Genomic DNA, 15600 nt, shown 5'->3' on the forward strand with positions numbered 1-15600 from the left:
GGACAAGGATTGTGTATAATAACAGACATATACTTGAACGGCATCTAAGGAGGCAAATGGCATGGAGGAAAGAGAGTGGCTAAAAGCACAATTAAAAGAGATTGAAAAATGGGAGAAAGACCAGCAAAAGGTATGGTTTTGGGAGAAACTCAGCCGGCTTCCATTTCAAATGCTGGACAAGCTGACCCCTGCCTTTATTCAAAAGAAAATCGGTGTGTTATTAGATGAGATGGGGCACTACATTCAATCAGGCGGTGTCTATTTGACGTCAGAGAAAGGCATTATTCATCAATTTCAAAAGAAATGTGCCGATGAATCGATTCAGCGTATTGAAGATATTGAGGCGGCTCCGATCGAGGTCATGGATGCCATTAGTGATCAGATGGGGAAAAACCGAACAAACCTCGCCACTGTACAAGGTGCGACAACAGGTGTCGGAGGTATGTTTACATTAGCGGCAGATATCCCGGCTGTCCTCGGTCTCTCTTTAAAAACATTACAGGATATTGCCGTCACCTATGGCTATGATCCGAAAAATAAAGAAGAACGAGTCTTTATCATTAAATGTTTACAGTTGAATTCTGCTGACGTTGTTGGGAAAAAATCAATATTAAAAGAGCTGAAGAGCTATCATGCATCAGAAGGGAAGCACGAAAACATGATCTCTCAAATTCAAGGATGGCGTGAGGTCGTATATAACTACCGTGATTCGTTTGGCTGGAAGAAGCTGTTTCAACTTGTCCCAATTGCGGGGATTTTGTTTGGTGCAGCGTCCAACCGCTCACAGTTAAAAGGAATTGCCGAAACAGGCATTATGCAATATCGAAAGCGCAGAATATTAACAAGATTAGAGGAGCTCGCTCAGCAAGAACAGCGTGACTCCGGCGCATAAAAAAATCCCTCTCTAAAGGGATTTTTTATTTGGTCTCAGCATCTTCTTCAAACGCTTGAATCGGAGAATATTCATAGCGTGCCCGGAGCTCGCGGATTTGTTTAATCAAGGTGGAACCGATGATCCTTTCTGCTTCATCATACAAAGGATCGAGCGCCTTCATCCATTTTTGCCGCTCTGCTGGTGTTAATTCGTGTATGGCAATTGGAGATTCGCGTTTAATATCCTCCAGCTGATCCTTGTTCATTTGTTCGGCATGTTTTTCGTTCCATGCCGTTGTTTCTTCCATCGCTTCGAGTAAAATTCGCTTCGTCTCAGGTGTTTGACGATCAAAAAAGGATTGATCTGTTAAGACGACATACCCTAAATACCCGTGATTACTGATCGTCATATAGTCTTGTATATGATAGAATTTTTTTGAATAAATATTTGAAATTGTATTTTCTTCACCGTCTACTTTTTTTGTTTCTAACAGCTGAAATGTTGAATTAAACGATTCCTGATAGGGTTTTGCGCCAAGAAGCTTGAATTGCTTTTCAATCATGTCACTTTGCATAATACGGAGAGATTGCTTTTTTAAATCACTAGGCTGCTTGATTGGGCCTTTATTCGAAGTGATTTGCTTAAAGCCATTTGTCCAGTAGGCCATTCCCTTTAGACCGTCTTTTTGCAGTGTGCCGAACAGTCTCTGTCCAATCGCACCATGTAACCCTTCTTGGACAGCATCGTAGTTAGAAAAGGCAAAGGGCAGATCAAGTGCCAGCCATTCAGGGGACAGCATGCCGAGCTTTGACGTAGACGGAGCAATAAATTGAACTTGATTCTCTTTTAGTGCATTAATTTCTTCGATATCAGAATAAAGACTCCCGTTTGAAAAGATTTGAATGCTGATCCTGCCGTCGGATTTTTCGTGAACAAGTTCAGCAAATTTCTTTACAGCCAGCCCTTTTGGGGTATTATCTGCGACAACATGGCTGAATTTGAACACAAGCTGATCCTTCAGCCCTGTCTGTTCATCGTCGAAGATCGTCGCTGATTTAGGCATCATATGATAAAAGCCAAAGTATAAAGCGGTTACAAAACCGATGATGAGCAATAGCGTATAGGCGAGTAAATTCTTCATGCGTCAGATCCCCCTTATGTCAAGGATACTTGACAGAGGAAGAATTCGTAAAGATACAGGTGAAAAAATGATGAGAAATCGACTGAAATTACAACAATTATCTATTAGATGGAAGCTCACCATCCTCACATATTTCGTTGTCATTTTTGCCCTTTTAATCGGAGGAATTGTTCTAGTCGGGGGAATTCAGCAAACAGAGGAACGAGAACTTCGAAAAAGGCTCATGAACACGGCAAGAACAGTAGCTGAGATGAATGAGGTAAAGCAGGCATTGGATGATCAGACAAAGGAGCGTGCTCGGTTGCAGCATGCCATTGAAGAGATTCGGATTATCCAAGATGCTGACTACATTGTTGTCATGGATATGGATCACGTGCGATTGACACATCCAGTGAAAACAAGGATTGGCCAGCGCTCTGAGGGGACAGATGAAGAACCTGCCTTTGCAGAGCATATCTATTTCTCAGAAGCACAGGGAGAGCTTGGCACAGCCATTAGAGCCTTTTATCCAGTAAAAGATGAAAAATTTAACCAAACAGGGGTTGTACTAGTCGGAAGAACATTGCCGAGTATGGCAGATATATTAGGAGAAATGAAGCAGGATATCCTCATGATCCTTTTGCTGACGCTCAGCTTCGGGCTTGTCGGTTCATTTTTGCTCGCCCGTCATATTAAACAGCAAATGTTTAAGCTGGAGCCGCATGAGATTGTCAGAATGCTAGAGGAGCGCACCGCTACCTTTCACTCCATTAATGAAGGGGTCATTGCCATTGATAACCAGCACATGATCACCATTTTTAATGAAAAAGCAAAGCAAATTTTCAGCGTGACAGGTGATGTAGTGGGCCGAAATATTTGGGATGTGCTATCAGATACAAGGCTTCCAGAAATCATTGACCGCGCAGAACCCGTCTACAATGAAGAAATTCATATGAGCGGAAAGCGGATCATGAGCAGCCGAATTCCGATTGTGATGAAAAAGAAAATCATCGGAGCGGTTGCGATTTTTCAGGACCGGACAGAGGCGGCCAAATTGGCGGAGGAATTAACCGGGGTGAAGAACTTCGTTGATGGTCTGCGGGTGCAAAATCATGAACATATGAATAAGCTCCATACAATTGCGGGATTAATTCAGCTGGGGAAAGCCGATCAAGCACTCGATTTAGCGTTCCAAACGACCGAAGAGCAGGAGCATGTGACGGACTTTCTCCACCGTGTGATACAGCATGACGCAGTGGCAGGTTTATTGATGAGCAAGATAAGAAGGGGCAAGGAGCTTGGAATCAAGGTTGAAGTAGATGAAAATAGCAGTCTGCGCGATTTCCCAGAGCGGCTGGATCAGCATGATATGACGAAGCTACTTGGCAACCTGATCGAGAACGCCTTTGCCGCGTATGATACTGTAGAAAGAGACACAAAACTCATTTCTATTAGTATTGATCAAACAGAGGATGTCCTTGCGATCTTAATTGAAGATTATGGATCTGGAATAGAAGAGGACATGATTCCTCATATTTTCGACAAAGGCTTTACTCACGGTAAAGAAGGCGGAACAGGCTACGGACTATATATTGTAAAAACGATTATCGACAAAGGGATGGGAAATGTAGAAGTCACATCAAGCATCGGCATTGGTACCACCTTCTCAATCGAATTCCCAATGACAATAGAGGAGAGAGACAGATGACTCAGATTAAGGTGCTATTAATTGAAGATGACCCGATGGTGCAAGAAGTCAATAGAGAGTTCATTAAGAGTGTCCCTGGCTTTCAAGTTGCGGCTGTAGCAGGAAATGGCGAGCAGGGCATCCAGATGATCAAAGACATTCGCCCAGATCTTGTGGTGCTCGATGTGTATATGCCTAAAAAAGATGGCGTCAAAACACTGCAAGACATCAGAAAGCAAAAGATGCAGGTGGATGTGATTGTTATTTCGGCAGCAAAGGACAAAGAGACGATCGGCACCATGCTTCAAAATGGTGCCCGAGATTATATCATTAAGCCATTTAAGTTTGAACGGATGAAAGAATCTCTTGAAAGCTATAAAGCGTTCAAATCAAAAATTCGTACCGCAGCAGAATTTTCTCAAGAGATGCTCGATGATATCATACGAAAGCCTGCGGTTAAGCAGGAAGAGACATGGCTTCCTAAGGGGCTGAATGTGCATACGATGAATGAAATTAAAGCCTATATGCGTCTGCAAGAAGGAGCGCAGTCTGCAGAGGAAGTCGCCAATGCACTTGGGATTGCACGTGTCACGGCACGCCGTTATTTAGACTTCCTTGTAAAAGAAGGCGAGCTGAAATTAGATATGCAATATGGCGGGGTCGGACGCCCTGTGAATAAATATATCGTACATTCTGACTAAGAGACCAAAAAGACCAAAATGTACGATATGTCCATAAGCTTCACAGCCTTTGATGAAATCGCTATCATTTACCTACAGATAACAGTTAAGCGTTTACATCAAAGGGTGAGGGAGTTGATTTTTTATGAAGAGGCTATTGAAGAACCTGACATTTCAGGTCATTGCAGCTGTCATTATCGGGATCATTGTTGGGATGGTTTGGCCAAACGTCGGGAAAGAAATGAAACCGCTTGGTGACACATTTATTAATGCAGTGAAAATGGTCATTGCACCCATTATTTTCTTAACCATCGTACTTGGGATTGCCAAGATGGGGGATATGAAAAAGGTTGGAAAAGTTGGGGGAAAAGCTTTTATCTATTTTGAAGTTGTGACGACGCTTGCGCTTGTCATCGGACTGTTTGTGGTCAATATCATGAAGCCGGGAGCGGGTCTTGACTATAGTAAGCTTGAAAAAGGGGATGTCTCGCAATATACCCAAAATGGGGGACAGGGTATCGACTGGATGGAATTTGTCACACACATTGTGCCATCTAACATGGTAGATGCCTTTGCAAAGGGAGATATTTTACAGGTCTTATTCTTCTCTATTTTATTCGGTGTTGCGCTCGCTGCACTTGGCGAGAAGGGGAAAGGCATCATCGAATGGCTTGATAAACTGTCGCTTGTCTTCTTTAAAATCATTGGTTACATCATGCGTGCCGCGCCATTAGGGGCATTTGGAGCAATGGCTTATACAATCGGACACTTCGGTTTAGCTTCAATTAAACCACTGGCTAGTCTGATGCTTTCCGTTTATATGACGATGTTCCTGTTTATTTTCGTCGTGCTGAACATCATTTGTAAAATGTATGGCTTCAGCCTGTTCGGTTATCTCCGTTTTATCAAAGATGAAATTTTAATTGTTCTTGGCACAAGTTCTTCAGAATCTGTCTTGCCAAGAATGATGGATAAAATGGAACGCTACGGGTGCTCTAAGTCGGTTGTTGGACTTGTCATTCCGACAGGCTATTCTTTTAACTTAGATGGAACCTCAATCTACTTGTCCATGGCCGTGGTCTTCTTAGCGCAAGTGTTTGGGGTGGATCTATCCATCGGACAGCAGATCACGATTATCCTTGTTCTGATGCTCACATCAAAGGGAGCAGCTGGAGTCACAGGAAGCGGATTTATCGTGCTAGCTTCTACACTTGCTGCACTTCAGGTTATCCCGCTAGAAGGTCTTGCACTGCTATTAGGGGTCGACCGTTTCATGAGTGAAGGAAGAGCGATTACGAACCTGATTGGAAATGGAATTGCTACAATTGTTGTAGCGAAAAGTGAAGGGGAATTTGACGAAGCGAAGAGTAAAACAGCGCTTCAGGAAATGCGAAATATCAAGCAGGCTGTTTAGTATAAAAACAACCAAAAACCGAAACCTTATGTCTACATGGGGTTCGGTTTTTTCTTGTGTAAAAAAAGAAAAAACATAAAAGCTTGATTAATTTAGGACGAATCGTAAGACCTCATTGACCTTTTGTTATATAATTTACAGAAAGATCCGATATAATGAATATGAGATCCAACGAAAAATAGACTTTAGTCCTGGCAGGTGTGTAACGTATGGCGGCATTTTTTAAATTGTTCGAAAAACCTGGTGTCAAGAGGTTTTCAGTATTTGTAGTATTAGCCACAGCATTATATCTATTAAGAGGAATGATGAATTTAATCCTCCTGACCTTCATTTTCACTTTTTTAATGAACCGGTTAGAAGAGGTCATAAGAGGCTTTTTAAATCGCTTCCTGAAAATAGGACAGAAATCAGTCATCACCATTTTGTACATCCTTCTGGCTGGTGGATTGACGTTTGGCGGCTTTGTGTTTGTGCCCATCATTGCTAAACAGGTGGAACAGTTATTTCATTTAGGGAAAAAGATTGCAGATCATCCACAAGATTTACCCTTCTTTGACGTCGTCACCAATGTGTTCGGAGATTTCAAAATATCTTCTTTCTTCGAGAAAGGGTTTAATTTCCTCTATACATACTTAACAGATTTCAGCACGTTCAGTATCCAGGTCATTATGTCCTTAATATTAAGCATGTTCTTCCTGTTCGAAAAGGAACGCCTCATTCAATTCATGAATAAGTTCAAAACGAGTAAAATCTCCGTGTTCTATCATGAAATTGCCTTCTTTGGACGTAAGTTTTCCAGAACATTTGGTAAGGTACTTGAAGCACAGTTCATCATTGCAACAGTTAACTGTGTCCTAACGACAATTGCGCTTGGCATTATGGGCTTCCCGCAATTATTTGGATTAGCGGTCATGGTCTTCTTGTTAGGTTTAATTCCTGTAGCGGGTGTGGTCATCTCCCTCGTTCCACTCAGCATCATTGCGTATACACTTGGAGGCGGAATGTACGTCCTATATATTGTGCTGGTGATCGTGATCATCCATGCCATTGAAGCCTACTTCTTAAATCCGAAGCTCATGTCAGCTAAAACAGAGCTCCCTATTTTCTTCACGTTTATTGTCCTGATCTTTTCTGAACACTATATTGGCATTTGGGGACTGATTATCGGCATCCCAATCTTTGTGTTTATCTTAGATATCTTGGAGGTCACGAATAAGGAAGAAAGTAATTAAAAAGTTCATATGAACCTGTTTACAATTTTCTAAAAATAAGGTATAAATAGTATGAAAATATCATATTACCACACGCTTAATCCTTCTAAAGGAATGGGGGACCCAAGTTTTTGGGGTGAATTTTTCTTATTTTAAGAAAAAAGGACATCTCTTCGTCCTAACCCGTCAGCTAACCTCATCAGCGTGAAGAGAGTAGACAGTGGTACACGTATGGACACGCAGGCCCACGAGAAGACTCTCTCGTGGGCCTTTTTGACGAGGAAGGGGAGATTTTATTGAAGCTTGCGACGAAAATTATTATTGCTTTAATTGTAGGTGCAATCACAGGACTACTGCTCAACATTTTTGCTCCAAATGTATTCAAAGTGTTAGACCCTTATCTATTTACACCTCTAGGTCAAATCTTCTTAAACCTGATTAAAATGTTAGTTGTACCGATTGTCTTCTTTTCGATCACACTTGGTGTAGCAGGCCTTGGAGATCCGAAAAAACTTGGCAGAATCGGCGTAAAAACCATTACTTACTTTCTACTCACTACAACTTTTGCCATCATTATTGGCATTTCATTGGCCTTACTTATTAAGCCAGGCGCATTTGGCAATTTTGATACGAAAGCGGCAGAATATTCCGCTGAGGAAGCCCCATCAATGGCAGATACACTACTCAATATTATTCCAACCAATCCAGTCCAATCTCTAGTTGAAGGAAATATGCTTCAAATTATCGTCTTCTGTGTATTTTTAGGTCTTGGCATTGCCTTGCTCGGTAAAAAAACAGAAGGTTTGCTGAAGCTGTTTGAACAAGGAAATGAATTAATGATGTATCTTGTCGGTGTTGTGATGAAATTCGCACCGTACGGGACATTCGGTTTGATCGCAACGGCAATTGGCAGTCAGGGGCTCGATGCCATGAAAGCGATGGGACTTTACTTCTCAGTCGTCTTAATTGCGCTGATCTTGCATTTCTTCCTGACCTATGGGTCAACCGTTGCCCTATTAGCTAAACGAAATCCAATGGCATTCTTCAAAGGATTTTCTCCAGCGATGGTTGTGGCATTTAGTACATCAAGCAGTAACGCAGTACTGCCAGTATCAATGGAAACAGCTCAAAAGCGTTTGAAGGTGCCAGAACCTATTTCAAGCTTTGTGCAGCCGCTAGGTGCGACCATTAATATGGATGGTACAGCGATCATGCAAGGGGTTGCGACTATTTTTATCGCACAAGTGTATGGAGTTGAATTAACCCTTGTTCAAATGCTGACAGTTGTCTTAACGGCAGTACTAGCAAGTATTGGCACAGCAGGTGTCCCAGGGGTAGGGCTCATCATGCTAGCCATGGTTTTAAATTCCGTGAATCTTCCTGTTGAGGGCATTGCGCTGATCCTTGGCATAGACCGCTTATTAGACATGGCAAGAACCGTGGTCAATATTACAGGTGACGTAGCATGTGCGGTGATTGTTTCTGAAACCGAGAAGAAACATGAGAAGGAAGCACCAACACCTAATTTATCACTGTAACAACAAAAAGGGCTGACTGGATCAGCCCTTTTTTTCGTGGAACGGCTTGTCTAGCGTGATATACTTTTTACAGGATGAGCGGCCGTAACTGCCGCCATAGGTTTTACATCAGAAGGAGGAACCACTTTGCAGTCTGCTGTTCTACACATAGAGAACGTCGATAAACAAATTGGCCGGCATCAAATTTTACAACATATTTCGATGGACATTAGGCAAGGGGAAATTGTCGGTTTACTTGGACCAAATGGGTCTGGAAAAACGACCTTGATTCGATTGATTGTTGGCTTGATGAAAAAAAACAACGGCCGGATCATCATTAATGGATATTCTCAAGATGATGATCATCTAAAGGCGATGTCATCTGTTGGGGCGATCATAGAAAATCCGGAATTTTATTCATATTTAACAGGTTTTGAAAACCTTGAGCTGTATGCGTCTATGCATGATGGAGTTTCAGAAGAGCGCATTTTTGAAGTGGTAAAAAGAGTTCGTCTGGAGCACGCCATTCACCAGAAGGTCAAAACGTATTCACTAGGGATGAAACAAAGGCTCGGGATTGCACAAGCCATTTTGCATAAGCCCAATCTGCTCATTTTAGATGAACCAACAAATGGGCTTGATCCCGCAGGAATGAAGGAGTTTCGAGAGCACTTGCAAATGCTTGTACAAGAAGAAGGTGTCTCTGTGTTATTTGCTACACATCTTTTGCATGAAGTAGAAGAGCTTTGTGGCCGCATGATCATCATCCAAAAAGGACAGATCAAAGCCAATACAAACCTTCGCGACATGGAAGGAAAAGAGCAGGTGCTGATGAATATTCAGCCAGTAGAAAAGGCAGTTTCATGGCTAGATACGCAAGGATATACATATGAACAAAGGGATCAGCATGTACTGGTTCAACTGAATAAAGACCGTGTGCCGGAGCTGAATAAACAGCTTGTCTTAGCAGAATTTGATGTACTTGAAATGACGCCTCAAAAACAATCAATTGAAGAGGCCTTTATGAAATGGACGGAAGGCGGGACGGCAGATGCTTCAACTCATCAAGAATGAACATAAAAAAATCACGAGACAAAAGATCACATTCATTGCACTTGGACTGATTGTTGTCTTTCAATTGACGATGGCTCTAGCATTGAAACGAGTCATTTCCGGGCTTGGCGGGCAAGATACAGTCGCGAACTATTTTGCTTATTCCACGAATGTTGTGTTTATTTTACAAGTGTTCGCTGTCGTGATTGGCGCCACATTGATCTCAACAGAGTTTCAAAAAAGAACCATCAAGTTCTTGTTGATCAGGCCGAAGACAAGGCTTCATATTTTCTTGTCAAAATATATCACTCTTGTGCTGATGGTCCTTTACCTGTTTGTTTTTTATTATGTGTTCGCTTTTCTTTTTGGCCTTATTTTCTTTGGTACTGATTTTGATGAAAGCACTGGACGGTTATTTCTGCACACATTTGCTGTGATTGGATCACAGTGGGTGGAAGTGGTCATGATGGCAAGCTTTGCTTTTCTGTGCTCAAGTTTGTTTAGAAACAGTCTGATTGCACTTGTGACTTCATTTTTCGTCTTATACGCGGCGAAATCACTAGTGTCGATCATGTCTCTGTTAGAAAATCAGTGGGGGAAGATTCTACTTTTCGCTAATACGGACTTCACACAATACAGTTTTCAAGGTCCGCCGCTCTTTCAGGGCATGAGCCCTCTGTTTTCGCTATTCATTGTAGGGGCGCATTTCGTTTTCTTTGTTGGTGCTGCTTGGCTCCTTTTTTGGAAGCGTGATGTAAATGTGTAAAAATTGTGTCAAATAACAAGAAAAATTCGTGACATCTTTGTGAAAACGAGTCTGTATTTCACGATAACCGGCTGGTTTTGTCTTATAATAAGACAGAGTCATGGAGGTGGCACTATCGTGAAAAATTTTATTACGGCTTTACCTATTTTGCTGCTGTTGTCGTTTTCGTTTGTGTCTTTTGCCTTCCAGTTTGATCATCTTGTTTATTTCAGACTAGCGCTAGGGATCTTTTCATTAGCGGGTCTTTTCTTTCTGTATACACTTAAAAGAAACATGAAATGGTTCATGGTCTATTTATATGCGAGCTGGATCGTTCTTGCTGCCGTTACGACATTTGAAGAACCCGTGTTTTCACAATTCTTCTTCGGTGGTTTAACGATGACAATGGGTTATCTAACATATATGCTCATCTATTTAGGAATGAAACAAGACCGTGTAGCGAAATCACATTAAAACAAAAGCCGATAAAATCCGAGAATAGATTTTATCGGCTTTTTCTTTTCTTCAGGCAAATAAAAAAGCAGCCATCTGTTTGACTGCTCTTCTTGTGTTTATGATTCACGTCCAGCAGCGGCAAGCTGCTTCTGGTGCTTTTTGTCGATGGTTTCGTATATACTTTCCATCATTTTAGGGTCTTGCATGATTGCTTCCTTGTTTTCTTCGATCAATTGCTGATACGTTTTGATTTTCTTCTTAGACATGTAACTCAACGCTCCTTTGGTAGAATGGACTCTATAAGATTTCACACAGATGAAATTGATAATCATTTTCAATTAGCATCTCCATTATACAAAGCAGAATGTCATAAGTAAAGATTCAATTCAGAAAATTCACGTAACCGACATATTCCCATCCATATCGACGATGAATTCTTTCTCAGGAAATAATCCGCTGTCAAACCTTGTCATGAAATCAGATCAAACATTCCTGTCGATGTTGAAACATTTTAGCCGCACATCTCGTCTTATGAAGAGATTTGATTTAAAAGGATATAAAAAAAGACACCAGCATAAGTTGGCTGATGTCTCCATTCAAATGAGTTATGAAACGTGTTCTTGAAGAAACTCTGTTACTTCTTCAGGTGATTTAGCGTTGGCACTGTGTAAATGACCTGTTTTTTCGCCATTTTTGAAAATTAACAGACTAGGAATTCCCATGACCTGATACGTTTCCGCTAACTCAGGAAAGTCGTCTTTGTTTATTTCAAACCATTCATTCTGAGCATAAGCCTCTAAGATGTCTGGAATGAACATGTCCATTCTAGTGCAATCAGGGCACCATGTCGCAAAAAATTTAACGATGACCTCTTTGTCTGATTGAATGATTTCGTTGAATTGTTCAGTGCTTGTAATTTTTTTCAATTTGTCACAACTCCTTTTCAATGTCATTTTAATATAAAATAAAGGCGAATGACATACAAATGCTCGGGGGGCGCTTACAACCTTTACAAATCATTTCAATTCCGTAACAACAAAAATTAATTAGAGCATTTTTGCTTGAAAGTGATAAGATAGTAAAGATGAATTTTAGTGGGGGGAGTATCCATTGAAAATAAGTTTAGGATTGGTTTACGGCGGAAAGTCAGCCGAACATAATGTATCACTGCAAACAGCCCTTGCAGTTACGAAAGCACTTAATACTGAGAAGTTCGATATACATCCAATTTATATTACAGAAGAGGGCGAATGGCTAAGAGGAGAAAAACTCACTGAACCAGTATCAAACGTCAAAATGCTTCAATTTGAACAAAATGCAAAGACGTTTTTACCAACTTCTTTAAATGAAAGCATGTTTCCACAACCTGCATCTGCTGATGAAAAGATTGATGTTGTCTTTCCATTGCTACATGGGCCAAATGGTGAAGATGGGACCATGCAAGGGTTACTTGAACTATTGAATATCCCGTATGTCGGTAACGGCGTTCTCGCGTCTGCTGCGGGTATGGATAAAGTCATGATGAAAGATGTGTTTGCTCAAGCTGGGCTTGCGCAGGCAAAGCATCTTTCCTTCAATAAAAAGGATTATGAGAAAGCCATATCAGACAGTCTAGAACAGGTAGAAGCAGTTCTCGGTTATCCTTGTTTTGTGAAACCTGCCAACATGGGATCAAGTGTCGGAATTAGTAAATGCCGTAGCAAAGAAGAGCTGCAAACAGCATTTGATTTGGCTTTCCAATATGATCGTCGTGTTGTTGTGGAAGAAGGCGTTGTAGGACGAGAAATTGAAATTGGTGTATTAGGAAATGACGAGCCGAAATGCTCAGTTGTTGGTGAAATTGCACCTAAAACAGATTTTTATGACTACAAAGCAAAATATGAAGATGGCGATACAGATTTGATCATTCCTGCGAGTGTGACAGAGGAAGAGTACAAGACGATTCACGATATGGCGATTAAGGCATTTAAAGCCATTGATGGATCTGGCCTCGTACGTGCAGATTTCTTCCTAACAGAAGAAGGCGAAGTGCTGATCAATGAAGTGAATACAATGCCAGGGTTCACACCTTTTAGTATGTTCCCGCTGCTTTGGAAACATACTGGTGTAGAGTATCCTGAGCTGATTGAGAAGCTGGTGTCACTTGCAATTGAACGCCATCAAGAAAAACAAACCATTAAAACCACTTTTTAATGTAAGAAGCAAGCAGACACTATCCTACAGGTAGTGTCTCTTTTCCTTCAAACGTGAAATGAGAAAGAGAGGCGAAAAAACATGATCAAACGTACAGTGAAACAAGTCGCTCAAATGGCTGGTGGCACATTATCGAATGAAGCTTTTGGCGAAGAACAGATACACGGAGTGACAACAGATACACGAAAAGTATCAAAAGGCGCACTATTTATCCCGCTTATTGGGGAACATTTTAACGGTCACACTTTTGCTTCAAAAGCAGTGGAGCTTGGAGCGGCAGCGGTTCTTTGGAATCAAACAGAAGCGAATCCACCGTTCGGTGTACCTGTCATACTTGTAGAGGATACTTTGACAGCACTCCAACAGCTTGCAAAATCATACTTAAAAGAGGAAAACCCTCGAGTTGTCGGTATTACTGGAAGTAATGGCAAAACAACGACGAAAGATATGATCCATTCTGTCCTACAAACGACATACAGAGTCCACAAAACAGATGGCAACTTTAATAATCACATTGGACTTCCACTGACCATCCTTGCGATGCCAGAAGGAACCGAGATTGCTGTACTAGAGATGGGCATGAGTGCAAAAGGGGAAATCGAATTTTTATCTAAACTCGCTGAACCTGATGCAGCTGTCATCACCAATATTGGAGAATCTCATATGCAGGATTTAGGATCAAGAGAAGCCATTGCAGATGCAAAATGTGAGATCACAAAAGGGTTAAAAGAGGATGGGACTTTTTATTATTTAGGAGACGAGCCTTTACTCCGCCAAAGAGCAAATGCCCTGGCACGCAGCGTAAAAACGTTTGGAGAATCAGAGGACTGTGATATCAAGGTGATTCACATTCACCAACTCGCTGAAGGCACTGAATTTCAAGTGGAGGGATATGCTCAAGGGTTTCTCATTCCTGTATTAGGGAAACACAATGTAAAGAATGCTCTTGCAGCTATTGCAATCGGCCAGCATTTCGGTCTGAATGAAAGACAAATTGCCCAAGGGCTGATGCAAACGAAATTGACAGGCATGCGTTTAGAACTGTTTAAAACAGATAAGGGCATCACGGTTATCAACGATGCGTATAATGCGAGTCCTACGTCGATGAAAGCAGCGATTGATCTTGTAGGAGATATGGATGGCTTTGCTAACCGCATACTCGTTCTCGGAGATATGCTGGAGATGGGCAGTGAAGAAGAGACCTATCATTTTGAAGTAGGGGAGTACATCAAGCCTGAGTTTATTGATCATGTTTTAACGTTTGGCCGTCTTGGCGCATTCATTGCTGAAGGAGCAAAGAAAGCATTTGGAGACGATCGCGTGTCTTCTTATATGGACAAAGAAGAACTGAAGAAAAAACTAGCGGATGTGGCAGGACCTGACGATGTCGTTCTGGTCAAAGCTTCCCGTGGCATGAGATTGGAAGACGTTATTACTGCACTATAAATCAGATCGGCAAAGAAGGTGACAGGGTGATTGGCTGTCTATGTATACACGGTTTTACTGGTGCCCCGTATGAAGTAGAGCCGCTTGCGGAATATTTAAAGCAGACGACAGATTGGACGGTGCAATCTGTCACGCTTCCGGGGCATGGGGAGGAACTTCAGCTCAAAGGCATTCTCTATCAGGAGTGGATTGCCACCGCTGAATTAGAACTCTTATCCCTTTACCGAACATGTGACACCATTTATTTAATCGGCTTTTCTATGGGCGGGATGATTGCCTCATATTTAGCAGCGAAGTATCCAGTGGCCCGTCTTGTTCTGTTAAGTGCTGCTGCTAAATATGTAAACCCAAAACAAATGATTCAAGACACAAGGCAGATGGTGAAGGAATCCTTGTCTGGTTTGATTGATACGAACCCATTGTATGATCGATATCGTCATAAGCTGACGAGTACACCGCTATCAGCTGCTGTAGAATTTATGAAATTGGTGAAGCAAACGAAAGGTTCTCTTGAAAAGCTTCATCTACCTGTCTTGATCGTTCAAGGTGAAAGTGATGGGATCGTCCCCGCTTCTAGTGCAGAATTCATTTATCATAAAATCCCGTCCCGTCAGAAAGAAATGTTCTATTTACCTGATTGTAAACATCACGTTTGTCATGAGCCTTGTGCACAGCAATTGTTTGAGAAAGTCGAACAATTTCTAAAAAAAAACAATTTAATCTATAGAAAAGCTAAAATGTGGCTAAACTAATATAAATTGAATCCCACTTGTTAAAATTTGCATCATTTTTGTCGAATGAGTGACAGGCCTATGTTACAATAGGTAAGAAAAGGTGGTCGATTCGGTTGTTTCAATATGACGGAAAAACCTTTATCCCGCAGTCTAATTCGAGCAATGGGGAAGTATCGGAAGGAACCATATTTCAATATCGTCAGGACGGGAATATTTTAACGGGCACATATCAAGGCGGCAGTATTCAATCTGGCGTGCTTGTAGGAACTGTGAATAAAGACGGAGCACTTCATTTTAGATATCACCATGTAAGTAAGGATGGCAGCATGAGAAGCGGTTCATGTCATTCCACTCCTAAGCAGCTGGATAACGGAAAAATTCAACTGTTTGAAAAGTGGAAATGGATGGACGGAGATCAAAGTGAAGGTGAATCGGTCATTGTCGAGCAGTAGATATATCCATTTCTGTCT

At 41.5% G+C, this 15600-nt stretch carries 16 protein-coding genes and 1 riboswitch; of the genes, 13 read left to right on the forward strand and 3 right to left on the reverse strand.

The features are described from left to right. Positions 1-61: 61 nt before the first annotated feature. Positions 62-892, forward strand: a complete 831-nt coding sequence (locus M2353_RS02070; RefSeq protein WP_024720476.1) for an EcsC family protein — start codon at positions 62-64, stop codon at positions 890-892. Between the two features lie 25 nt (positions 893-917). Here M2353_RS02070 and M2353_RS02075 read toward each other — a convergent pair whose 3' ends face one another. Then, positions 918-2015: a TRAP transporter substrate-binding protein gene (locus M2353_RS02075; protein ID WP_284724851.1), complete on the reverse strand. Its 1098-nt coding sequence runs from the start codon at positions 2013-2015 to the stop codon at positions 918-920. Between the two features lie 67 nt (positions 2016-2082). Between M2353_RS02075 and M2353_RS02080 the strand changes: the two genes are divergently transcribed. From M2353_RS02080 to M2353_RS02115, 8 genes are all read left to right on the forward strand, one after another. Continuing rightward, a complete protein-coding gene (locus M2353_RS02080; protein WP_026050048.1) occupies positions 2083-3702 on the forward strand; it encodes an ATP-binding protein in 1620 nt (539 codons plus the stop codon). Then, the gene (locus M2353_RS02085; protein ID WP_284724852.1) at positions 3699-4382 is read left to right on the forward strand and encodes a response regulator; all 684 of its coding nucleotides are present in this window, start codon (positions 3699-3701) and stop codon (positions 4380-4382) included. Before M2353_RS02080 ends, M2353_RS02085 begins: the two co-directional genes overlap by 4 nt. 124 nt (positions 4383-4506) lie before the next feature. Next, positions 4507-5775: a C4-dicarboxylate transporter DctP gene (gene dctP, locus M2353_RS02090; RefSeq protein WP_007496516.1), complete on the forward strand. Its 1269-nt coding sequence runs from the start codon at positions 4507-4509 to the stop codon at positions 5773-5775. A 209-nt stretch (positions 5776-5984) separates the two neighbouring features. Beyond that, a complete protein-coding gene (locus M2353_RS02095) occupies positions 5985-7007 on the forward strand; it encodes an AI-2E family transporter (RefSeq protein ID WP_007496515.1) in 1023 nt (340 codons plus the stop codon). Positions 7008-7070: 63 nt separating this feature from the next. After that, positions 7071-7205: riboswitch (cyclic di-AMP (ydaO/yuaA leader) on the forward strand. 77 nt (positions 7206-7282) lie between these two features. Then, entirely contained in the window at positions 7283-8524 is a 1242-nt protein-coding gene (locus M2353_RS02100) for a dicarboxylate/amino acid:cation symporter (RefSeq protein WP_284725980.1), read from the forward strand. 126 nt (positions 8525-8650) lie between these two features. Beyond that, complete coding sequence (locus M2353_RS02105) at positions 8651-9577, forward strand: ABC transporter ATP-binding protein (protein ID WP_284724853.1); 927 nt, start codon at positions 8651-8653, stop codon at positions 9575-9577. Next, entirely contained in the window at positions 9555-10322 is a 768-nt protein-coding gene (locus M2353_RS02110) for an ABC transporter permease (protein ID WP_024720482.1), read from the forward strand. Before M2353_RS02105 ends, M2353_RS02110 begins: the two co-directional genes overlap by 23 nt. 117 nt (positions 10323-10439) lie before the next feature. Next, the gene (locus tag M2353_RS02115; protein WP_017366657.1) at positions 10440-10775 is read left to right on the forward strand and encodes a hypothetical protein; all 336 of its coding nucleotides are present in this window, start codon (positions 10440-10442) and stop codon (positions 10773-10775) included. Between the two features lie 98 nt (positions 10776-10873). Here M2353_RS02115 and fbpB read toward each other — a convergent pair whose 3' ends face one another. Then, positions 10874-11023, reverse strand: a complete 150-nt coding sequence (gene fbpB, locus M2353_RS02120) for a Fur-regulated basic protein FbpB (RefSeq protein ID WP_065461547.1) — start codon at positions 11021-11023, stop codon at positions 10874-10876. Positions 11024-11362: 339 nt separating this feature from the next. Beyond that, entirely contained in the window at positions 11363-11683 is a 321-nt protein-coding gene (locus tag M2353_RS02125; RefSeq protein WP_008346934.1) for a thioredoxin family protein, read from the reverse strand. 184 nt (positions 11684-11867) lie between these two features. Here M2353_RS02125 and M2353_RS02130 point away from each other — a divergent pair, with 184 nt between their 5' ends. The 4 genes from M2353_RS02130 to M2353_RS02145 all read left to right on the forward strand — a co-directional run bounded on the left by M2353_RS02130 (position 11868) and on the right by M2353_RS02145 (position 15582). Further along, a complete protein-coding gene (locus M2353_RS02130; protein WP_024720483.1) occupies positions 11868-12950 on the forward strand; it encodes a D-alanine--D-alanine ligase in 1083 nt (360 codons plus the stop codon). Between the two features lie 81 nt (positions 12951-13031). Continuing rightward, on the forward strand, positions 13032-14396 hold the full coding sequence (locus M2353_RS02135; protein ID WP_024720484.1) for a UDP-N-acetylmuramoyl-tripeptide--D-alanyl-D-alanine ligase: 1365 nt from the start codon (positions 13032-13034) through the stop codon (positions 14394-14396). 26 nt (positions 14397-14422) lie between these two features. Further along, a complete protein-coding gene (locus tag M2353_RS02140; RefSeq protein WP_284724854.1) occupies positions 14423-15148 on the forward strand; it encodes an alpha/beta hydrolase in 726 nt (241 codons plus the stop codon). Positions 15149-15243: 95 nt separating this feature from the next. After that, positions 15244-15582, forward strand: coding sequence for an avidin-fold protein (locus tag M2353_RS02145; protein WP_017358401.1), 339 nt, complete (start codon positions 15244-15246; stop codon positions 15580-15582). Positions 15583-15600: the final 18 nt, after the last annotated feature.

The organism is Bacillus aerius (assembly GCF_029894105.1).
Classification (GTDB): domain Bacteria; phylum Bacillota; class Bacilli; order Bacillales; family Bacillaceae; genus Bacillus; species Bacillus altitudinis.

What these genes read in the sequence shown, in the direction of transcription:
- M2353_RS02070 (WP_024720476.1), top strand. Translation starts at nt 62, where the DNA reads ATGGAGGAAAGAGAGTGGCTAAAAGCACAATTAAAAGAGATTGAAAAA.
- M2353_RS02075 (WP_284724851.1), bottom strand. Translation starts at nt 2,015, where the DNA reads ATGAAGAATTTACTCGCCTATACGCTATTGCTCATCATCGGTTTTGTA.
- M2353_RS02080 (WP_026050048.1), top strand. Translation starts at nt 2,083, where the DNA reads ATGATGAGAAATCGACTGAAATTACAACAATTATCTATTAGATGGAAG.
- M2353_RS02085 (WP_284724852.1), top strand. Translation starts at nt 3,699, where the DNA reads ATGACTCAGATTAAGGTGCTATTAATTGAAGATGACCCGATGGTGCAA.
- dctP (WP_007496516.1), top strand. Translation starts at nt 4,507, where the DNA reads ATGAAGAGGCTATTGAAGAACCTGACATTTCAGGTCATTGCAGCTGTC.
- M2353_RS02095 (WP_007496515.1), top strand. Translation starts at nt 5,985, where the DNA reads ATGGCGGCATTTTTTAAATTGTTCGAAAAACCTGGTGTCAAGAGGTTT.
- M2353_RS02110 (WP_024720482.1), top strand. Translation starts at nt 9,555, where the DNA reads ATGCTTCAACTCATCAAGAATGAACATAAAAAAATCACGAGACAAAAG.
- fbpB (WP_065461547.1), bottom strand. Translation starts at nt 11,023, where the DNA reads ATGTCTAAGAAGAAAATCAAAACGTATCAGCAATTGATCGAAGAAAAC.
- M2353_RS02135 (WP_024720484.1), top strand. Translation starts at nt 13,032, where the DNA reads ATGATCAAACGTACAGTGAAACAAGTCGCTCAAATGGCTGGTGGCACA.